Source organism: Alphaproteobacteria bacterium (assembly GCA_016722515.1).
Taxonomy (GTDB): domain Bacteria; phylum Pseudomonadota; class Alphaproteobacteria; order Rickettsiales; family JADKJE01; genus JADKJE01.
Window position 1 is genome coordinate 80,481 of the sequence record JADKJE010000004.1, and the last position, 20,377, is coordinate 100,857.

The following is a 20,377-nucleotide window of genomic DNA, read 5'->3' on the forward strand; positions in this document are numbered from 1 at the left end:
AATAAATCGGTTAATCTCTGCCGATTATGTCATCAAACTCACGTTCGCCATCCTCCGCCATCGATACTGTCGAAATGCCTTTCGACACCAATGCTCTGCGCAAAGGCTTAAAGGCATTCCTCGACCAGACGGTGAGTGATCCGCGCGCGCCCAGCGTCAAACGTTTGGGCGGCTATAAGTTCGGCGTGTATGCGTTTTACGATTATGATGATGAGCCAATTTATGTCGGCCAGACCCGCGAGAAACTTTCTGGTCGCATCGGCAGGCATCTCACCAACCAGCGCACCGATGCGGTGGCAATGAATGTGCTTGATCCTTACGAGGTTTATGCCGTGGCAGTATGGCCGTTGCCAGAATTCGAAGCGCGTTCGGGCAGTGATGCGGAGGTGAAAGCGCACCTTAATGCGCTCGAAGCTGCCGTGTTCAATCAGCTGATGAAAGAATCAAAATTCAGCGCTGTGTTGAATGAGAAAATTCCACTTTTCGGCAAAGCAATCAAACCGCCCAAGCCTTTTAAGGGTGTGATCATCAGTGATGAGGTGCGGGAAATTCGTGGGCATCCTGATGTACGCCTTGCGCGCCGCGCTGCCACCATTGCCCGCCTGTCGCAGGTGATCTGTGAACGCGGCGACGTCCAGCCCGGCTTGCGCCGCACGTTGCTGGTTCAAGCCGAACGGCTCCTGTGGCTTGCCAAAGAGCGTTATAAGCCGTTCGAGGCGCAAGCCATCGCGGAAGATGCCACCAAAGATGATGATTAAGCCCTGCAGGAGTTAACTTAATGAATGCAGCACGCGACATCGACATTTTCATAAACAAATTCGTGAAAGAGCTGGAGGAGGAAAACGCCGCCATTTTTGCGGGTGCGGGCCTCTCTATTTCTGCGGGTTTTGTTAGCTGGAAGGGTTTGCTTACACCTATCGCACACGCACTGGGTCTGAATATCGATGCCGAAACGGATTTAATTTCCATCGCTCAGTACCATTTGAATGAAAAACAGAGCCGCTCTGATCTTAATCAGGAATTGATAGAGCAATTCTCGCGCGGTCATGTAGCGAGCGATAATCATCGCATTCTTGCACGGTTGCCGATCAAGACCTATTGGACAACAAACTACGATAAGCTGATTGAAGACACGCTCACCAGTGTTGGTAAGATTCCCGATGTCAAATACACCGTTGATCAGCTTAAAAACACCAAGCCTAAGCGCGATGCATTGGTCTATAAGATGCATGGTGATATCGACCATCCAGACGATGCGGTACTAACCAAGGATGACTACGAGCGCTATAGTTCAACGCGTGAGCCGTTCGCCACCGCATTGCGCGGCGATCTGGTTTCTAAAACCTTTCTGTTTCTTGGCTTCAGCTTCACCGACCCCAACCTCGACTACATTCTTAGCCGTGTGCGCCTCAGCCTACAAGATAAGCCGCGTCAGCATTACTGCATTCTGAAGCGTCCGCTGCGCGACGAATATCCTGACGATACTACTTTTCAGTACGCTACACTAAAGTTGAACTTGCAGATCAATGATCTAAAGCGCTTCGGCGTACAAACACTGCAAATCGAGCGGTACGAGGATTTGACTGCAATCCTGCGGCGTATCGAAGATCGTTTCCGTCAGCGCACCATTTTTATATCTGGTGCTGCCCATGAATATGGCGACCATACTGCCGCATCAGCTGAAGAATTCATCCGTAATCTCAGCCGCGAGATTATCCTGAAGGACTACAAGATCGTTTCCGGCTTCGGGCTGGGCGTTGGCAGCCATGTCATTACTGGTGTTCTACAACACATTTACGAAAACAACCGCCAGAAGCTGCATGACCAGCTGCTGCTTCGCCCATTCCCGCAGGGCGAAAAAGGTCAAGAGACTTGGGAAGCCTACCGCAAGGACATGATCGGGTACGCTGGTGTCGCCATCTTCCTGTTTGGAAATAAAGTCGATAAGGATGGCAAGATCGTCCTCTCTAATGGCATGCACTCCGAGTTCGAAATCGCCAAGGCGCAAGGATTAAAGCTCATTCCCATTGGAGCCACAGGCTACATGGCGCACGAGCTTTGGGAGGAGATCAACGGAAACATAAATGCTTTTTATCCCGGCGCGACAGACGCTTTCAAAGCGGCCTTTGCAGAATTGAGCGACCTCAAGGGCAATCACATTAAGGCGGTGATCACGCTGCTGGATATTTTGAAAAAGGAATAGCGATGCCGCGTAGCGTATTCTTCAGCTTTCATTATCAACGCGACGTCATGCGTGTGCAGGTGATCAAAAATCATCACATCACCAAAGGCAGCTATACCACTGCCGGTTTCTTTGACGGATCGCTGGAAGAGAAAGCCAAGAAAGAGGGTGATCAAGCAGTGCGGCGATTGATCGATAACGGCCTTGTCGGCTCCAGCGTGCTTTGCGTACTCATCGGTCAGGAAACCTATACCCGCCGCTGGGTGGATTATGAGATATTGAAAGCTGTGGAATTAGGCATGGGTGTATTTGGCATCCGCATCCACCAGATCAAAGATCCAAAAACTGGTGCAGACAGTGCTGGGGGCAGTCCCTTCTCCTTTTTGGGGTATGGCACTAAAGACGGAAAATTGCGGCCCATGATTCAATATAAAGATGGTTGGCAGGATGCGCCGTATCAATCACTCATCACAACGGCGGCGGCACCTTATCTTCAGGGTACAGACAAACCTGTACTGAGCAGTCTCTTCAGCATCTACGATTGGGTCGACAACGATGGCTATAATAACTTTGGGAAGTGGGTGGAAGCCGCTGCCCGACAAGCTGGCCGTTAAGCCTTGTAGTTGTCTCTAATCTCGACTGCTTTTTCTACCCATGCATCAATGTTGGTCTTGATGTCATCGTACACATTTGTACTGATGGAGTATGGCGGATCGTAGGCCTTCACCGTATCGGAAAGTTTTTTCCCATCGATTATGACACTGTCAAACGGGTTGGAGCCTTTAGTGGATTGCGCACTGTCTTTATCTTTTAGATTGTGCACGTAAATACCAACGACTCCTTTTTTTGCATCCCATGCTTTCTTGATTTCGTGTTTTATCCATTTCCGACCTGCAGTGTCATTGCCGATTAAAACGACAATGCAGGACTTGCCTTTCATTTGCTCATCAATCCATGTCTCGATTGCAGAGTCACCGCCTTTGGTTACGCTTTCCCAATCGTTATCGGAGACGGCTTGGTTGCCCTCTACAACGCCCATATTTCTAACTTGCGATGCGCGCCAGTTATCGGGCTTATAGTGAAAACTAAAAAAAACCTTGCGACCCATAAACTACCTCAGAATGCTATATTGTTTTATACATTTACAGATAAATTAGTCGCAAAGATTTCATTTGGCAAATTGCATTTAGCCGTGTTCCATATCAGCACAGAACAGATGCACACGCGGTCATGTCAGCGCCATATCAACAACAGGCTTGGAAATGTTTGGAAATGTGCGTAGATTGGCATCGTGCTGCTAAGGGCTGAAACCCGCTGATTTTGGTATTGTTTGGCATTTATTGTTATTGTAAATCAATAACTTAAATGGCTTTCGTAACCCGTAGGTCGGAGGTTCGATTCCTCTCTTCGGCACCACCCTACACTCTTACGAGCTTCGGGTGGCGCAGCCCCCCATACGAAAAAAGCACCGTCATTCTTGCCCTTTTTAAGCAGCCTCATCGGTGCCTGTTTCACACGAAGTTTGGCGTAGGACGTCATTCTCACCCTTTTTAAGCAGTATGAGCCGCAGGCGAGTGCTGCTTAAAAAGGTGGAATCCAGCACAATACTGATTGCGCGACCAGCGCAATTCATTCGCTTCGGTGCCTGAATCACAGTAGTATGGAATTTTGCTAGTCGCAAAATAGTGTTGCGCTGGATCTCCAGCCCATTACGCTTACGCTACATGGGCTGAAGATGACGGAGGCTGGGGGCGGCTTTCTTACCCTTACTAAGCAGCCTCATCGGTGCCTGTTTCACACGAACGGTGGCGCAGGACGTCATTCTCACCCTTTTTAAGCAGTATGAGCCGCAGGCGAGTGCTGCTTAAAAAGGGTGGGAATCCAGCACAACACTGATTGCGCGACCAGCGCAATTCATTCGCTCGCTTCCGTGCCTGAATCACAGTAGTATGGAATTTTGCTAGTCGCAAAATAGTGTTGCGCTGGATCTCCAGCCCATTACGCTTACGCTACATGGGCTGAAGATGACGGAGGCTGGGGGCGGCTTTCTTACCCTTACTAAGCAGCCTCATCGGTGCCTGTTTCACACGAACGGTGGCGCAGGACGTCATTCTCACCCTTTTTAAGCAGTATGAGCCGCAGGCGAGTGCTGCTTAAAAAGGGTGGGAATCCAGCGCAACACTGATTGCGCGACCAGCGCAATTCATTCGCTTCGGTGCCTGTTTCACAGTAGTATGGAATTTTGCTAGTCGCAAAATAGTGTTGCGCTGGATCTCCAGCCCATTACGCTTACGCTACATGGGCTGAAGATGACGGAGGCTGGGGGCGTCTTTCTTACCCTTACTAAGCAGCCTCATCGGTGCCTGTTTCACACGAACGGTGGCGTAGGACGTCATTCTCACCCTTTTTAAGCAGTATGAGCCGCAGGCGAGTGCTGCTTAAAAAGGGTGGGAATCCAGCACAATACTGATTGCGCGACCAGCGCAATTCATTCGCTTCGGTGCCTGTTTCACAGTAGTATGGAATTTTGCTAGTCGCAAAATAGTGTTGCGCTGGATCTCCAGCCCATTACGCTTACGCTACATGGGCTGAAGATGACGGAGGCTGGGGGCGGCTTTCTTACCCTTACTAAGCAGCCTCATCGGTGCCTGTTTCACACGAAGGGTGGCGTAGGACGTCATTCTCACCCTTTTTAAGCAGTATGAGCCGCAGGCGAGTGCTGCTTAAAAAGGGTGGGGAATCCAGCACAATACTGATTGCGCGACCAGCGCAATTCATTCGCTTCGGTGCCTGTTTCACAGTAGTATGGAATTTTGCTAGTCGCAAAATAGTGTTGCGCTGGATCTCCAGCCCATTACGCTTACGCTACATAGGCTGAAGATGACGGAGGCTGGGGGCGTCTTTCTCACCCTTACTAAGCAGCCTCATCGGTGCCTGTTTCACACGAACGGTGGCGTAGGACGTCATTCTCACCCTTTTTAAGCAGTATGAGCCGCAGGCGAGTGCTGCTTAAAAAGGGTGGGAATCCAGCACAATACTGATTGCGCGACCAGCGCAATTCATTCGCTTCGGTGCCTGTTTCACAGTAGTATGGAATTTTGCTAGTCGCAAAATAGTGTTGCGCTGGATCTCCAGCCCATTACGCTTACGCTACATGGGCTGAAGATGACGGAGGCTGGGGCGGCTTTCTTACCCTTACTAAGCAGCCTCATCGGTGCCTGTTTCACACGAAGGGTGGCGTAGGACGTCATTCTCACCCTTTTTAAGCAGTATGAGCCGCAGGCGAGTGCTGCTTAAAAAGGGTGGGAATCCAGCACAATACTGATTGCGCGACCAGCGCAATTCATTCGCTTCGGTGCCTGTTTCACAGTAGTATGGAATTTTGCTAGTCGCAAAATAGTGTTGCGCTGGATCTCCAGCCCATTACGCTTACGCTACATAGGCTGAAGATGACGGAGGCTGGGGGCGGCTTTCTTACCCTTACTAAGCAGCCTCATCGGTGCCTGTTTCACACGAACGGTGGCGCGGGACGTCATTCTCACCCTTTTTAGCAGTATGAGCCGCAGGCGAGTGCTGCTTAAAAAGGGTGGGAATCCAGCACAATACTGATTGCGCGACCAGCGCAATTCATTCACTTCGGTGCCTGAATCACAGTAGTATGGAATTTTGCTAGTCGCAAAATAGTGTTGCGCTGGATCTCAGCCCATTACGCTTACGCTACATGGGCTGAAGATGACGGAGGCTGGGGGCGGCTTTCTTACCCTTACTAAGCAGCCTCATCGGTGCCTGTTTCACACGAACGGTGGCGCAGGACGTCATTCTCATCCTTTTAAGCAGTATGAGCCGCAGGCGAGTGCTGCTTAAAAAGGGTGGGAATCCAGCGCAACACTGATTGCGCGACCAGCGCAATTCATTCGCTTCGGTGCCTGTTTCACAGTAGTATGGAATTTTGCTAGTCGCAAAATAGTGTTGCGCTGGATCTCCAGCCCATTACGCTTACGCTACATGGGCTGAAGATGACGGAGGCTGGGGCGGCTTTCTTACCCTTACTAAGCAGCCTCATCGGTGCCTGTTTCACACGAACGGTGGCGTAGGACGTCATTCTCACCCTTTTTAAGCAGTATGAGCCGCAGGCGAGTGCTGCTTAAAAAGGGTGGGAATCCAGCACAATACTGATTGCGCGACCAGCGCAATTCATTCACTTCGGTGCCTGAATCACAGTAGTATGGAATTTTGCTAGTCGCAAAATAGTGTTGCGCTGGATCTCCAGCCCATTACGCTTACGCTACATGGGCTGAAGATGACGGAGGCTGGGGCGGCTTTCTTACCCTTACTAAGCAGCCTCATCGGTGCCTGTTTCACACGAACGGTGGCGCAGGACGTCATTCTCATCCTTTTTAAGCAGTATGAGCCGCAGGCGAGTGCTGCTTAAAAAGGGTGGGAATCCAGCACAATACTGATTGCGCGACCAGCGCAATTCATTCGCTTCGGTGCCTGAATCACAGTAGTATGGAATTTTGCTAGTCGCAAAATAGTGTTGCGCTGGATCTCCAGCCCATTACGCTTACGCTACATGGGCTGAAGATGACGGAGGCTGGGGGCGGCTTTCTTACCCTTACTAAGCAGCCTCATCGGTGCCTGTTTCACACGAACTGTGGCGCGGGACGTCATTCTCACCCTTTTTAAGCAGTATGAGCCGCAGGCGAGTGCTGCTTAAAAAGGGTGGGAATCCAGCGCAATACTGATTGCGCGACCAGCGCAATTCATTCGCTTCGGTGCCTGAATCACAGTAGTATGGAATTTTGCTAGTCGCAAAATAGTGTTGCGCTGGATCTCCAGCCCATTACGCTTACGCTACATGGGCTGAAGATGACGGAGGCTGGGGGCGGCTTTCTTACCCTTTCTAAGCAGCCTCATCGGTGCCTGTTTCACACGGAGGGTGGCGTAGGACGGCTTTCTTACCCTTTCTAAGCAGCCTCATCGGTGCCTGTTTCACACGAACGGTGGCGCGGGACGTCATTCTCATCCTTTTTAAGCAGTATGAGCCGCAGGCGAGTGCTGCTTAAAAAGGGTGGGAATCCAGCACAATACTGATTGCGCGACCAGCGCAATTCATTCGCTTCGGTGCCTGTTTCACAGTAGTATGGAATTTTGCTAGTCGCAAAATAGTGTTGCGCTGGATCTCCAGCCCATTACGCTTACGCTACATGGGCTGAAGATGACGGAGGCTGGGGGCGGCTTTCTCACCCTTACTAAGCAGCCTCATCGGTGCCTGTTTCACACGGCGTGTGGGGCGTTATCCGCTCCCTACAAAACCGCCACAAACCCTACAGAAATGCGTCCCTATCCCCTCACCTTTTTCGATGATTTAATATTCAACATTTCTACCGCCAGCGAAAATAACATCGCAAAGTAAATATACCCGCGCGGAACATGGATGCCAAAACTTTCAACCACTAAAAACAACCCAATGATTAAAATAAAAGCAAGGGCCAGAATTTTAAGGGTAGGATAGCGGTTGATGAACCCCGACACCATCCCAGATGAAAAAATCATCACCAGCATGGCAATAACCATCGCCGCTATAATCACTGGAATATTGGGGGTAAGCCCTACAGCCGTAATCACCGAATCAAACGAAAAAATAAAGTCGATCAGGACAATCTGGGCAATAGCGGCGGCAAACCCCTGGCGAAGATTCTTAAATTCTTTTTGCCGGTCATGGGTTATTTCCTCGTGGATACTGCCCGTTGCCTTGATAATCAGGAATAATCCACCCAGCAACATCAGTAGATCCTTACCCGACAACATCAATCCCCATACATTAACCAACGGTTTGGTCAATCCAATCACCCATGCCAAACAAAGCAGGAAAAGAATGCGGATAACCATCGCCAGTATTAAACCAAGCGTGCGCGCCTTAGCCCCCATTTTGGGAGGAAGGCTCGACACAATCAAGGCGATGAAAATAACATTATCCACCCCAAGCACAATCTCAAGCCCGGTCAGCGTTATTAAACCAGCCCATATTTGATAGTCAAAAATCCATTGCATACGTTACCTGTAAAAAAATATGTTACTAAATTAGCCTAGCTTGCCCACCAACGTCAACCCTTAAGGAGCAATCCCTTTCGCATTAATTAATTTTAATAAATAAACATAAAATTTGACAGAAATAATTAAATTTTTTGACATTCGAATATAATTTTATATAGTGCAGAAAATTCTTAGGAGTATCTATGCCACATTCTGATAATAAAAATCCTAATCCGGCTCCAAACGTTGAGCCCACTTTTTCTGCAAACAGCTCCAATCCTGCCTTGGGTAGAGGGCTTGTCAACTATAGCGATTTAATAGATTCCGTTAAAACATCGCCCTCTGGACGCTTGTTAGCATCAACGGGCGTGATGGCCGGTGTACAAATAGCATCAGCCCCTGTTTATACGGTGTTCCAAAATATATTCACAACAGCGATAAACAAAGGACTAGGGCCCGTATCATCATTCAATCATCTTATTCACGAGGGCGGATTAGCAGGAACCATGAAGGGCTGGAAGCATAATGCACAAAAATTAGCTAGAAAAAGTTATAGAGGTCCTGCATTTGGTTTTATTGGCACAGACGAACCGATTAAACTCATTCTCACCTTAAGTCTATTTGATACGTTACTGTATAGCATTCCTGAAGCCAAAGCCATTTATGCACTGAAACACCATAACGATGCCGCATTTTACCGAAATCTAACCGCAGAGCATGGATGGAAATATTTTGCGTCAACCCATTTGCGCTCGGTTCCGTTTACGTTTGCGCAGTATTTTTTGCCTTGGGGCATGTTCGTTATGGTGGATAAAAAATATGACCAATGGGCCAATGTTGCGCAACCCACGCTAGGTTCTTCATTACAAAAAGCAGCGGTACTGGCTCCACTTGAAGTCCTATTAACGTTTCATATTGTCTATGCAAAAACAAGGCTCCATGATCATCCTCTGGATGGGGTACAAAAACCACCTTCCTATCTTGAGATTCTTCGCCAAACATTCAGCCGCAATTCGTACAAAGAATTTGGCCGTTCTGCTCCGGCTTTATTTCCACGAATTTTATGGGCAGCGATCACCAATTACACGGCCAAACAGCTTTGCATGAATGTGGTGGGCAACCCTAATACCCTTCATAAACAACCTATCGATAACGAAAAATTGCCTACCGTAGCCCCCATTCAAACACCTCCAGCTTCAAGCACGCATGCCGAAAAAATAATAGCATCTCAATCACAACATTTTCCGAAAGAGAGATAATATGGCCTGTTATTCTTAGGTTTATTATCCCCAGGAACGAATGCGTATTCTGGCGGATTTTTGTTTTGACCATGTTAAAAATTGGCTTAGTGCATCCACCTGGTCATCGTGCTTTGCGTGAGGGAAAGCTAATAGTTCCTGCTCTAAGGTATGTAGCCATGGTGCATTTTTGGGAAACACAACCCTACCAGCCTCAATGATAGGCGTAACGGCGGCCAGGCGTGATATTTTATCGCCCTTTGGACGGATGCCTACGCACGCAAGTTGTGTTTCCCGCCTGATGTCCTGTAGCAATGACTGGCCGCTTGCGGTATCCTCAATCAACAGTGCAACTGGCTTCCATTTTCCAGCCAATAATAAGCATGTTCGTTTTAATTCGGGATACTCTAATTGAAAACGCGCAACATCCAATAACACAAGGCCCAAGTCACAGATTCCCCATGTCATACAGACCGAATAATCATTAACCTGTACAGCTTTAATAGCCGTATCCCAACTTTGCACCACGGCATCAAATTCCAGCGCATCTATCAGTTCCTGGCTACGGTAGACAAACCATTTAGCATCGACCATTCCGCCTTCACTGACTAACGGCTTTTGCAAATACTGGGCGCTAAAAACATAACTTCCCATTTCTGCACAGAGCCGATCAAGGATTGCCTTGCTCTCACGCGTGCTTTGCAATAATTCGCCTTCCTGCCATAGGCGGCTCACTCGCCCCTGCTGAATAGAGTGGGTGTATGGACATATGGCAGGAAGTGATAGCACCGTCCAGGGATGTTCGGGTTTTTGCAGCAAATAACCCGTTAGATCATCAGGATGCAAACGCTGCATCACCATCACCACCGCCCCTTTGCTTTTGTCATTTAAGCGGCTCATAAAGGTTTGCTCAAACCATTCAATCGCCCTCATCCGCCGCGTAGCACTTTGCGCCTGTGCCGCGCTCAGGGGATCATCAATAATCAAGATATCGGCCCCCTCTCCCGTAGCGGTTCCTCCAACGGAAGTGGCAAAACGAAATCCATGCTGGCTGGTCATAAATTTTTGCTTTTGATTATGGGTTTTGCTTAATTGGGTATCTGGAAATAATTGGCGGTACCACGGGCTTTGTATTAAAGCACGACAATCAACCGAATGTTTGGTGCTAAGCGCCTGGCTATAGCTGGCCGCAATAATACGTGTGGCAGGATTTCGTCCCAATAACCAAGCTGGCCACGATACGGTAACCGTAACCGATTTTAACGCACGTGGCGGCATATTGATAATTAACCGTTTAATCTCGCCTTGTGTCACGGCTTCTAAATAAGCAGCGATCAGGTCAATATGCCAATTCGGTTGATACTCTATACCGGGATTAAGCGTATGAAAGCTTTTGGCAATAAAGGAAGACAAATCCTGGCGCAATACAGCCTCCAGTAAACGGGTCGGCGATAACGTGGGACCTGACATACCAACACTCCTAAAATTGTATAAATAAATAAGTTGTTTTTATTATTAAACCTTAGATTTGGATAAGGCATACGCTCATGCGTTGAATGATATGGAATTGCGCTGGGTTCTCACCTTTTTTAAGCAGCACTCGCTACGGCCCATACTGCTTAAAAAAAGTGAAAATGACGGAGTGTGGGGCGTCATCCTCGGTTTTTAGATGAGTGGTGAGCCATAGGCGAGCGCTCCTCTAAAAATCGGGGAACCAGCACAACACGTATTGCGCGCCCCGCGCAATACCATATCATTCAACGCATTATTCAAGCAGTTGTCGCAAGACAAGGTTAAACCGTGGAGGCACATTCTTTGTTAAAAAACAACGCCTCTCAACCGCATCATTGCCCTTCATTATCATGCAACATCTGCCGCATTTCATTGATAATGGTTTGTAAATGATAGGCCTTAATATTATCAGGTGTTACAGGATCGCCGCACATAATTGTTACTTTGCGGCGAAAACTGCGAGGAATCCAGCGCGACTTGGATTTACGGTACTTACGGCTGAATACGCTGCCCCACATACCTTCAATTACCACCGGGTATACTTTTACCGGGTAACGTTTGATAATCCATTCTATCCCTGGCTTAAAATGCCCTAAATGGCCCGTATAGGTAAGCTGCCCTTCGGGGAACAGGCAGAGTATATCTCCTTTGGCCAAAACATCCGTCATCATATCCAGCGCCATACTCACACTGACGCGGTTAGGGGCAATAGGAATGGCCTGGTCTAGGCGCATAAAGAAATTAACCAGCGGAAGCTTATAAATAAATTCATCAATTAAAAAATGCACCCGCCGCCGCAATTGGCCATGAATCAATAAACCATCCATATAGGTAATATGATTGGCAATTAAAATAGCCGGTCCATCTTTGGGAATTTTATCAAAATCGATATATTCCAGTTTATAGGTAGCTTTGACGATCATCCGTGCGCAAAAACTGAAGAATTTTTCTAAGACTTTTTCAAACCCTTTTAGTTCATGGATCCTTGCCGGGGAAGCGCCTGGTTCTTTGGGTATTTCTGCGTGAATTTCAGCCGAGTTTGTTTTCATAGTTTCCGTTTATGGCCGTGCCATTATCCCTTACTACTACCATCATTAACATAGATTACTTAATTTTTAGTAGCCATATCAAACAGGGAATAGAGTTCGTTAATCTCTTCGCGCAACATAACATGGCTACGCTCTAATGTGTGCATACGCTGCTTGACCTGCGCTGTAAAGTCTCTAAAACTGGGAAAGGCTTCCCCTTCCTTAACCCAGATAACTAGAGGCGGCTGCAGGCTGCATAGATGGGATTTGAATTCATTTGCATACACTCCGGTTCCCAAAAACACCAGATTATCACCCCGCTTTATCGACGCATGCAGCGTATGTTCTCCTGAATTATCAAAGTCTGTGCAGGTTTCGCCGTAGGTTTTGGCAAGAGCCATCTCACTTCCTGGGCAATCACAAAATCCTTGCTGGTCTTCAAAGGTAAACGCGTAGGTTTTATAGCCAAAAGCAACCAGGCCAGCATTGACCCATCCGCCATTTTCGGTGACCACCAGGACATCCCCCTTCGTTCCATCTTGTTTATGGATCTGCCGTTTTTTTATATCAATAATTTTGGTAAATGTAACCCCAGCCGACGATGCCAGTGCCCGTCCAGGCTCAAGTGAAACCAGTATGTTGTTGTCATAGTCCTTGCCAAAATACTCTTGAAAATAGCCCCTGATGGCTAAAGCAAATGCGCGATGTTTTTTGACTCCTCGACGTTGAAATGGCAAGCCACCGCCAATGTCCACTTCCTTTAATAGAATACCCGCACGCTTATAGGATTCGTCAAAGACATAAAAAGCATGCTCAATCGGGATACGCCAGACTTCAGGATTTTGTTCATCGCTTCCCACATGGAAGCTTACCCCATAAGGTTTAAACCCAAAGCCACCGGCGCTTACAGGTTGGGCACATTGAATCATTAACTCTACCGCATGCTCAGGATTGGTACCAAAACGCACATTGGAAATACCAGCTCCCGTTGAAACCACCCCGTGCTTATCGACTTCAAGCCGTATTAGAATATCCAGTTCGGTATGAGGATCAACATACGCTGGATGACCTTCTGCCAACTGATGCTCCCTGGCATAGCTAATAGCCTGATCAAGCCCTTCCCTTAAACTTTCTAACCCTTCCCTGCCATGACAGACAAAACGGCGAATGCCCGCCTTAATCGCTAGTTTATTTTCCAGGCTCGAACGCGATGGGTTTGTATAAAGGACGGAGGCCATCACAACACCATGACGGCGAAGTAATTCTATCTCCCCCTCACTTGCCACCTCAAACTGGCATCCGGCCTTTGCCAATAGGGGCACTGCCCGAGGATTTGCTTTAACTGCATACTGGATCAATTCGCGGTCAAACGCCCTGCGCACATCATGAAATGTTGGCACTAACTGATTTTCATCAAAGACCTGTACTGGGAAAAACTCCAGTAGCGCATGAAACGCCTTTTGGCTGTGAATATCGCTAAACCAGCGGCTCCAAAGCTGCTGCAGCAATTGGTTTTCAGATTCTAAGGCAGTGATCGTGTAGGGGCTCATCATCATTATTCTATTCAATCAAGAGGGGGTTAGTAAAAAGTTAACACCGCGCGAGTGTAACCTTAAATCGTTCAATAATGTTTTTATCTTCCTGGTTTAAATCCAGTGGTGATACGATTTCTAAATCTTTGGATCCATCTCTATCCCTTAATTTAGTTTCAAGTTCAATCACTTTACAGAGCTGGTTGATGACCCTGAGTTTTTGTGCCCAGGCTTTGTCTGAGTCATCCTCTGAGGTCACGATAAAATCATAGAGCCTGTTGCGTAATTCCTCTACTATGGTCAGGTTTTTATTTTCAAGTGGCTTTTCTGGATGCGGTTGCATGGTATTACCTCCGGTGGTTGAACTAAGTAAGGCTTTATGCTATCCTGGCTTTTCATTTTTAGGAGTACGTGTATGGGCAAAGAAAAGAAAAAAGAACTTAACGTAGGGCAGAGAGCCGTAAGTTTTTGGGAGTTTGCAGCCTCTAAGTCCAAACATTTAAACCTGGGAAATGCGGTGGGCCGGGTTGTTGATGCAGACCCCTCCAAAAAGCCCGTTCCTGTCAATGAGATAAGTTTTGCAAAGCTGCTCATCCTTGCCCCCCTTTTTATCCTAACGGATATAGTGAATGGTGGCCGGAAAATTTATCATGCCGCGGGTTCTAAACACAAGGAATCCCCTAAAGAGCCTGTTTCCACTCCGCACGAAAGCGCCGAACAGATGACCGCCTCACTTAAGCAAAGCACCCCCTCGCAGGCCACGTTAACTCCACCACCTCATACCCCTCTGGTTACGAAAGCAGGTGGCGCTGTTTCACGTTAAGTGACGTTTGATTTTTATTACCCCATCAACAAAACCAGAAACCATATAAAATAAAACGAATAAAATCATCACTTTTCTTAGCAATAGGCATTGAATTATAAGGAGAATTATGGTATATCTCTTGAATTAACGGTAATCCACTAGATTAAAGCAAGGGATAAGTGTGAGTAGAAAGAGATACTATTATCAGGGCAAGATGGAATCAAGCGATAGCTCGGATGAAGAAAAAATTAATGATTATAAACAATGCCTCGAATATTTAGAAAAAGTCCCGGTCCTTTTAAACAAGCGCCCCGTCTATAATGAAGGCTCAGGGAGCGACTCAGAGGAAGACCGTAATAATTTAGACTCAGGGAGCGACTCAGAGGAAGACCGCAATTCTTCATATCCCCGTAGGTCACGCTATTCCTCGTCTAATCCCCGCACCACCCGTGTACCTCAGTCAAACCGATATAGCCCCCATACACGTTATAAACCAGCACCTTTTATTCCTGACCTTGTTTATGTTACTAATGCGCCCGTTCCCATTTCTCACGCTGCAAATCGTGATGAGGCCGATGGAAATAAAACTCGGGTCCATCCGAAAAGAACAAACGTTAAAACGGCTAGAACAAACACTCTCAAGATACCGGAACATAATACCGATAGGGCACTTAAAAGCATAGAAATCTCTGAAAAACCGAAAAAGAAACAAACCGATAGAAAAAAGAAAGATATTAAGTTTGGCGGCAGTCTTTATCACTCATGGAAAGGTGGTGTTGCTACGCACAGACCTGAATACCCTAACAGACCCCTTGACAAAGGGCTGAAGGAAATAAGTCAAAAATCGAATGGAGACAAGACCCACCTAAAAGAAACCACCTTTGGAGGAGTTATTACAGCAATTACAGGCGGAGCAAACCTCGTCAATACGGCGTCTGCTTGGGCAACCAGAGGCGGAGAAAAGCCAGAACGGGAGAGAATCAATATCGGCTTCGACCCATTACCTGAGAAGAAAAAAGAACAAACCCAACCGAAGAAAAAGGAATCGAGGTTCAACACGCTAATAAAAGCCGCCCCGACTCCCACTCAACCCCAGCAATACAATATCCCTCATTACCCTCCGGCGACGAGTACTAAAATAGGTAGAACTCCTATATTAAGTAATCCTCCTATAAGAATTCCTCGTGAAACTTGGATATATAGTAGTTCTTCCGATTCAGATAGTAGCCCTAGGCCTAACCCTAGACCTGGACCTGGACCTAGTATCATATCTACGAGGGAAACTCTGGAAAGGGAAGCTCTGGAACACCAAGAAAGAGAAAGACACGAGAGGGAAGCTCTGGAAAGGAAAGCTCAGGAATACCGAAAAAGGGAGAGACGCGAGAGGGAAGTTCTGGAAAGGAAAGCTCAGGAACGAGTGATATTCGAGAGGGAAGCTCTGGAAAGGAAAGCTCAGGAAGGATACCAAGAACGAGAGTCGTATTTCAGAATAATAGCTAAGAAAGAGCCCGCAAGAGAGAGACTGGAGAGGGAAGCTCTGGAAAGGAAAGCTCAGGAATACCGAAAAAGGGAGAGACGCGAGAGGGAAGTTCTGGAAAGGAAAGCTCAGGAACGAGTGATATTCGAGAGGGAAGCTCTGGAAAGGAAAGCTCAGGAAGGATACCAAGAACGAGAGTCGTATTTCAGAATAATAGCTAAGAAAGAGCCCGCAAGAGAGAGACTGGAGAGGGAAGCTCAGGAGAAAAAAATAGCAAAAATTTCTGGTGACAGGATGGGCACCATATTGAAAGCCTTTAGGCTTGATATGCTTGCCAATAGTAAGATGAATTATCCTGAAAATGAAACTTATGACAAATCAAAAGCGAAAAGGAATAAAGTTGCGAGCATGGCAATGAGCCATAGTGCTACTTCAGTCGCTATGTTTAGCTCAAAAGATGATATGACCAATTTGGATATTATCCAAGGTCCACGCTCCGATAGTCCATTTAACATTGCTAGAGAACAGTGGAATACTATCCACAAAATAGCAGTGGCAAGACAACAAGATATGAGTACTATACCTACAAAAAAACCAAATTCACCGGACAACTATAAACTAAAAACGTTTGAAGAAATCTTTTATTCAGACTTAGACGACCCCATGAATCGATATGAATTTCTAAATGCTTTGTGCCTTATGGATGGAGGAAAGAATGCCTCGCAACTAACGCTGTTTGAAACGTTGGTAAGAGATTTTCCTCGATATTTAGCACCTGAGAATTCAGATAATTATGTTCTTCTCCTACAGAGACATTACGGAATGTTGGATGACGATATCACATATGAAGTACCTGATGCCAAACCATTAGATGTAAGTAATGAGAAAAAAGTTGCTGCAGCTGTTGGAGTACAAACGGGTAAACGAACGGCTATAAGCAGATCATAATCTTTATATAAATCTGTGTTAACGCCCTAATCGCCTCCACCTCGCAATGCTCATCCACCTTATGCGCCGTCGCATTAATCAATCCACACTCCACCACCGGGCACATGTCCTTGATAAATCGCGCATCACTGGTGCCACCGCTGGTACTTAGCTCTGGTGTTTTGCCCGTTACTTCTTTCACAGCATCAACGACCTGATACGCTAATTCACCCGGCTCTGTTAAAAACGACTCACCCGTTACAAACACCGTCAATTCGTGCTTGGGTGCATATTGATGACAGACCCGCCTCACCCACTCAATCAATGATTTGGATTGATGGCGGTCGTTAAAACGAATATTGAAATGTGCGCGTGCATGAGCCGGGATGACGTTATCGGCTTTGTTGCCTACATCAATGCTTGTCACTTCAAGGTTAGAAGGCTGAAAATACGGGGTTCCTTCATCCAGTACTGTGTTTTGCAGATTATGGACAATTTCGATCAGCCTCTTCACTGGATTATCGGCTAATGCCGGATAAGCTGCATGGCCCTGGGTGCCATCCACTTGCAAATGGAACGTCACACTGCCGCGGCGACCAATTTTAATCATCTCACCCAAATGCTTGGGGTTGGTGGGTTCCCCCACGATACAAGCATCAATGGTTTCACCTTTATCACGTAACCATTGCAGTACTTTTTGGGTACCATTAATAGCCACCCCTTCTTCATCGCCGGTAATTAACAGGCTTAAAGACCCTTTAGGTTTTTGCCCTGATGCCAAACATTGCGAAACCGCAGCAACCCAGGCAGCAATGGCTCCTTTCATATCGACCACTCCCCTGCCATAGAGCTTGCCATCGCGAATGCTGGGCGAAAAGGGTAGCGTTGTCCATTCCGTTTCATTACCGGCAGGGACAACATCGGTATGCCCTGCAAAGCACAGATTATAACCATCATGACCAAGTCGGGCATAGAGATTATCAACACGCTCCGTGCCTTGATCCTGAAATGGCAACCGATGACAGGTAAAGCCCAGTGGCGTAAGTACAGATTCCAGATAGTCCAACGCACCACCTTCTATAGGTGTTACACTCGGGCAGGCAATCAATGCTTTGGCAATCTCAATCGGGTCTAGGGGGTGTATCGTCATCATAAATCCTTTTTGGATCCATTATAAGGAATTGCACGACGAACGCAATTCCTTCTCATCGGTGCCTGAATCACAGCATTGTGGAATTTTGCTTGTCGCTAAATAGTTTTGCGCTGAAGATGACGGAGTGTAGGGCGTCATCTTCACCCTTTTTAAGCAGTATCACCACCGTCCCTATCCCAAACTCAGGTTAATCAGATGACTGCGCTTGTTGTTGCGAATCCAGCAACTGCAAAATAGAATTGGCAGAAGCAACGGCCTGTTCTAAGCGCGAATATTGATTGAGTAACGCATTGCGGTAACGGTCTATTTGCGAATTGAGACGAGTTATATCCTCCTGCGTGTTCGATTTTCTCTCCGTCAAACTATCAACAGTATTTTGTAACGTACCGGTACTGCTTAATATAGGATTTAAATTATTAAACAAACGATCCGCGACTCCCTGACTTAGGGTCGCATCAATCGAGTCCGATCCATCCCCCGTATAAATAAACGTATAACCATCAAAAATAGTACCGGATTGTCCTTTAAGCGAACCACCAATGACCGAGGTGTCATTTAAACCAAGCGCCCCCCTGAAATCAGTCGTATCACCATTACTAAAAGAAATGGTTTTTCCACCATCATCTGGAGTAATCACCAACTGGCCACCGCTAATGCTTGCACTCACACCCGTAACTGTATTATTAATCGCTGCTGTTAAATCTGTAAGATTCTTAAAACGGCTCAGCCCAGTATTTGAGCTGTCATAGGTTAAGGTATACTCGGTTGCTGTGCCATTTTCGTCGGTCACCGTAATCTTAAACCGGTCGCCATCCGTAGCAGCAAAGGTATCCGTCACCGTTGCGGCCCCTAAGATAGATGTGGTGGTAATATCCTTACTGATTGATTTATCTTTAGTTGCAACATAATCCATATTCACCGTATGACTACCCGTATCATCCGTGTAGGTTACCCTGGCCTTATCACCGCTGGCACGTGTTTGGTCGATATCAACACTAAACCCTGTAATCGGTAAATTATTACCGCGTTGATAGACGCTTAATTTATTAGACGATGTCGTGAGATTAAATTCAAAAAGGTTTTTGACATCATCAAAATTACTGGTAAGCAGGTTCGTCAGCTTGGTGTCATCAACCAATAAGATATTGGCAACGGGTGGATTGGTATCATCGCCAGCAAAGTCGGTAAAGGTAATACCAATATCGGCTAATGAGTTTGCTTTACCGCTGGAAAGCCCTTTAATAAGGCCATTTACACCACTGGTAACCTGATTAGCGATTGATTGCAGCGTTGAATCCTGATGCAGCACTGCTGTTTTAACAAAATTGCCGTCTTTGTCTCTTTCCTGTTGGCGACCTACGAAAAAACGAAAATCATTATAGGCATTCACAAACGTGGTAATGCTGTCATGCGCGGTCGTAACGCCGTTATCGACTTCTACATTAAGTACCGATGCATTGACCTGCTGAAAATTACTGGTGGTTTGATACAGCGAAAACGTTACCCCTTTAATCACATCATTAATGTTATTAGATGAACGATGAATGGTCAGGCCATTTAAATCGATAATCGCATCTTTCGCCGTTTTATTAGTCGTAAATGTAAAGGCAGACTCTAATGAGGGCGTTGCCGTAAAATCATAACTGAAAGCATTGTCGGCGCCGGTATTCTTACTATCCAATACCAGGCGAAAATCGTTATCGCTCACTTTAACGATGGTGGCAGCTACCCCGGTTTCATTTTTGTTTTGGTTAATGCGTGATGCCACATCAATCAACGTATCACCTTGCTGAAGCGCGATCGTCGTATGTTTGCCAGCTACGATAATATCAAAACTACCGTCACCTAATCCTAAATTTTGATCCTGTTTGGCAAACGTAAGACTGCGATCGGATTGCGCTTGCGCCAATTGGCCAACTTGCAAACTGTATTTTCCCGCCTGTGCACCTGGTTCGGCCGAAACACCCACAAAGCTGTTTGCCGTGGATCCATCATTCGAGGTTAAAAAGACATCGCGGTAATTGAACGCATTTTCCTGATCATTGCCAAATCCAGGAGGATTCTGCAACGCTTTAGACGCATTGCTGAGATTCTTGAGTAAGTTCTGTAATTCGCTGTAGGCTGTTAATTTATCATCGGTAAGCGTCACTTTATCGGTTAAGTTCGTCACAGGTACCTGCCTGGCCTTCACCAATCCATTAATCAATGATTGCGTATCAAGCCCCGACAAAATCCCATTGGATACCGTTTTGTCACCAATTTTTGTGAAACTACCTAAATTAATCCCAACCATAACGCTACCTTATAATTATTCTATGCCAACACGAGGTGAATCCACCCCGCCTCGACAAGGAGAGTAGACAAACATCAACGTTGTTTACCTTAATAGGAACACGTAAATTTTTAGTTAAGCTCCAGCATAAAACAAACCCTTGGGAGATCCAGGTTATCAACACATCCACACTTTGTTCGATACGCCTAGACCCC

At 46.7% G+C, this 20,377-nt stretch carries 14 protein-coding genes; 6 read left to right on the forward strand and 8 right to left on the reverse strand.

The window, feature by feature from the left end:
* Positions 1 to 26 precede the first annotated feature (26 nt).
* Genes IPP74_11055 through IPP74_11065 form a run of 3 tightly spaced genes read left to right on the forward strand, consistent with a single transcriptional unit; the run spans position 27 to position 2,796 of the window.
* Positions 27 to 758: a GIY-YIG nuclease family protein gene (locus IPP74_11055; protein ID MBL0319809.1), complete on the forward strand. Its 732-nt coding sequence runs from the start codon at positions 27 to 29 to the stop codon at positions 756 to 758.
* Between the two features lie 20 nt (positions 759 to 778).
* Positions 779 to 2,203, forward strand: a complete 1,425-nt coding sequence (locus IPP74_11060; GenBank protein MBL0319810.1) for an SIR2 family protein — start codon at positions 779 to 781, stop codon at positions 2,201 to 2,203.
* Between the two features lie 2 nt (positions 2,204 to 2,205).
* On the forward strand, positions 2,206 to 2,796 hold the full coding sequence (locus IPP74_11065) for a TIR domain-containing protein (GenBank protein ID MBL0319811.1): 591 nt from the start codon (positions 2,206 to 2,208) through the stop codon (positions 2,794 to 2,796).
* Here IPP74_11065 and IPP74_11070 read toward each other — a convergent pair.
* Both IPP74_11070 and IPP74_11075 read right to left on the reverse strand, forming a co-directional pair.
* Positions 2,793 to 3,290: a TIR domain-containing protein gene (locus IPP74_11070; protein ID MBL0319812.1), complete on the reverse strand. Its 498-nt coding sequence runs from the start codon at positions 3,288 to 3,290 to the stop codon at positions 2,793 to 2,795. The two genes, IPP74_11065 and IPP74_11070, sit on opposite strands and share 4 nt — an antisense overlap.
* Positions 3,291 to 7,525: 4,235 nt before the next feature.
* A complete protein-coding gene (locus tag IPP74_11075; protein ID MBL0319813.1) occupies positions 7,526 to 8,236 on the reverse strand; it encodes a TerC family protein in 711 nt (236 codons plus the stop codon).
* 185 nt (positions 8,237 to 8,421) lie between these two features.
* Between IPP74_11075 and IPP74_11080 the strand changes: the two genes are divergently transcribed.
* The gene (locus tag IPP74_11080; protein ID MBL0319814.1) at positions 8,422 to 9,477 is read left to right on the forward strand and encodes a hypothetical protein; all 1,056 of its coding nucleotides are present in this window, start codon (positions 8,422 to 8,424) and stop codon (positions 9,475 to 9,477) included.
* Positions 9,478 to 9,501: 24 nt separating this feature from the next.
* On the opposite strand, the gene terL is transcribed toward IPP74_11080, so the two are convergent.
* The 4 genes from terL to IPP74_11100 all read right to left on the reverse strand — a co-directional run bounded on the left by terL (position 9,502) and on the right by IPP74_11100 (position 13,871).
* Positions 9,502 to 10,926, reverse strand: a complete 1,425-nt coding sequence (gene terL / locus IPP74_11085; protein ID MBL0319815.1) for a phage terminase large subunit — start codon at positions 10,924 to 10,926, stop codon at positions 9,502 to 9,504.
* 374 nt (positions 10,927 to 11,300) lie between these two features.
* Positions 11,301 to 12,017: a 1-acyl-sn-glycerol-3-phosphate acyltransferase gene (locus IPP74_11090; protein MBL0319816.1), complete on the reverse strand. Its 717-nt coding sequence runs from the start codon at positions 12,015 to 12,017 to the stop codon at positions 11,301 to 11,303.
* Between the two features lie 59 nt (positions 12,018 to 12,076).
* Complete coding sequence (locus tag IPP74_11095) at positions 12,077 to 13,552, reverse strand: hypothetical protein (GenBank protein MBL0319817.1); 1,476 nt, start codon at positions 13,550 to 13,552, stop codon at positions 12,077 to 12,079.
* Positions 13,553 to 13,586: 34 nt separating this feature from the next.
* Positions 13,587 to 13,871 (reverse strand): hypothetical protein, encoded by a 285-nt coding sequence (locus tag IPP74_11100; GenBank protein ID MBL0319818.1) that lies wholly within the window; start codon positions 13,869 to 13,871, stop codon positions 13,587 to 13,589.
* A gap of 72 nt (positions 13,872 to 13,943) precedes the next feature.
* Here IPP74_11100 and IPP74_11105 point away from each other — a divergent pair, with 72 nt between their 5' ends.
* Both IPP74_11105 and IPP74_11110 read left to right on the forward strand, forming a co-directional pair.
* Positions 13,944 to 14,351, forward strand: a complete 408-nt coding sequence (locus IPP74_11105) for a hypothetical protein (GenBank protein MBL0319819.1) — start codon at positions 13,944 to 13,946, stop codon at positions 14,349 to 14,351.
* Between the two features lie 163 nt (positions 14,352 to 14,514).
* Positions 14,515 to 16,758, forward strand: a complete 2,244-nt coding sequence (locus IPP74_11110; protein MBL0319820.1) for a hypothetical protein — start codon at positions 14,515 to 14,517, stop codon at positions 16,756 to 16,758.
* Here the strand turns inward: IPP74_11110 and dapE are convergent.
* Positions 16,742 to 17,887, reverse strand: coding sequence for a succinyl-diaminopimelate desuccinylase (gene dapE, locus IPP74_11115; GenBank protein ID MBL0319821.1), 1,146 nt, complete (start codon positions 17,885 to 17,887; stop codon positions 16,742 to 16,744). The genes IPP74_11110 and dapE overlap by 17 nt on opposite strands.
* 190 nt (positions 17,888 to 18,077) lie before the next feature.
* Positions 18,078 to 20,183 (reverse strand): flagellar filament capping protein FliD, encoded by a 2,106-nt coding sequence (gene fliD, locus IPP74_11120; protein ID MBL0319822.1) that lies wholly within the window; start codon positions 20,181 to 20,183, stop codon positions 18,078 to 18,080.
* Positions 20,184 to 20,377: the final 194 nt, after the last annotated feature.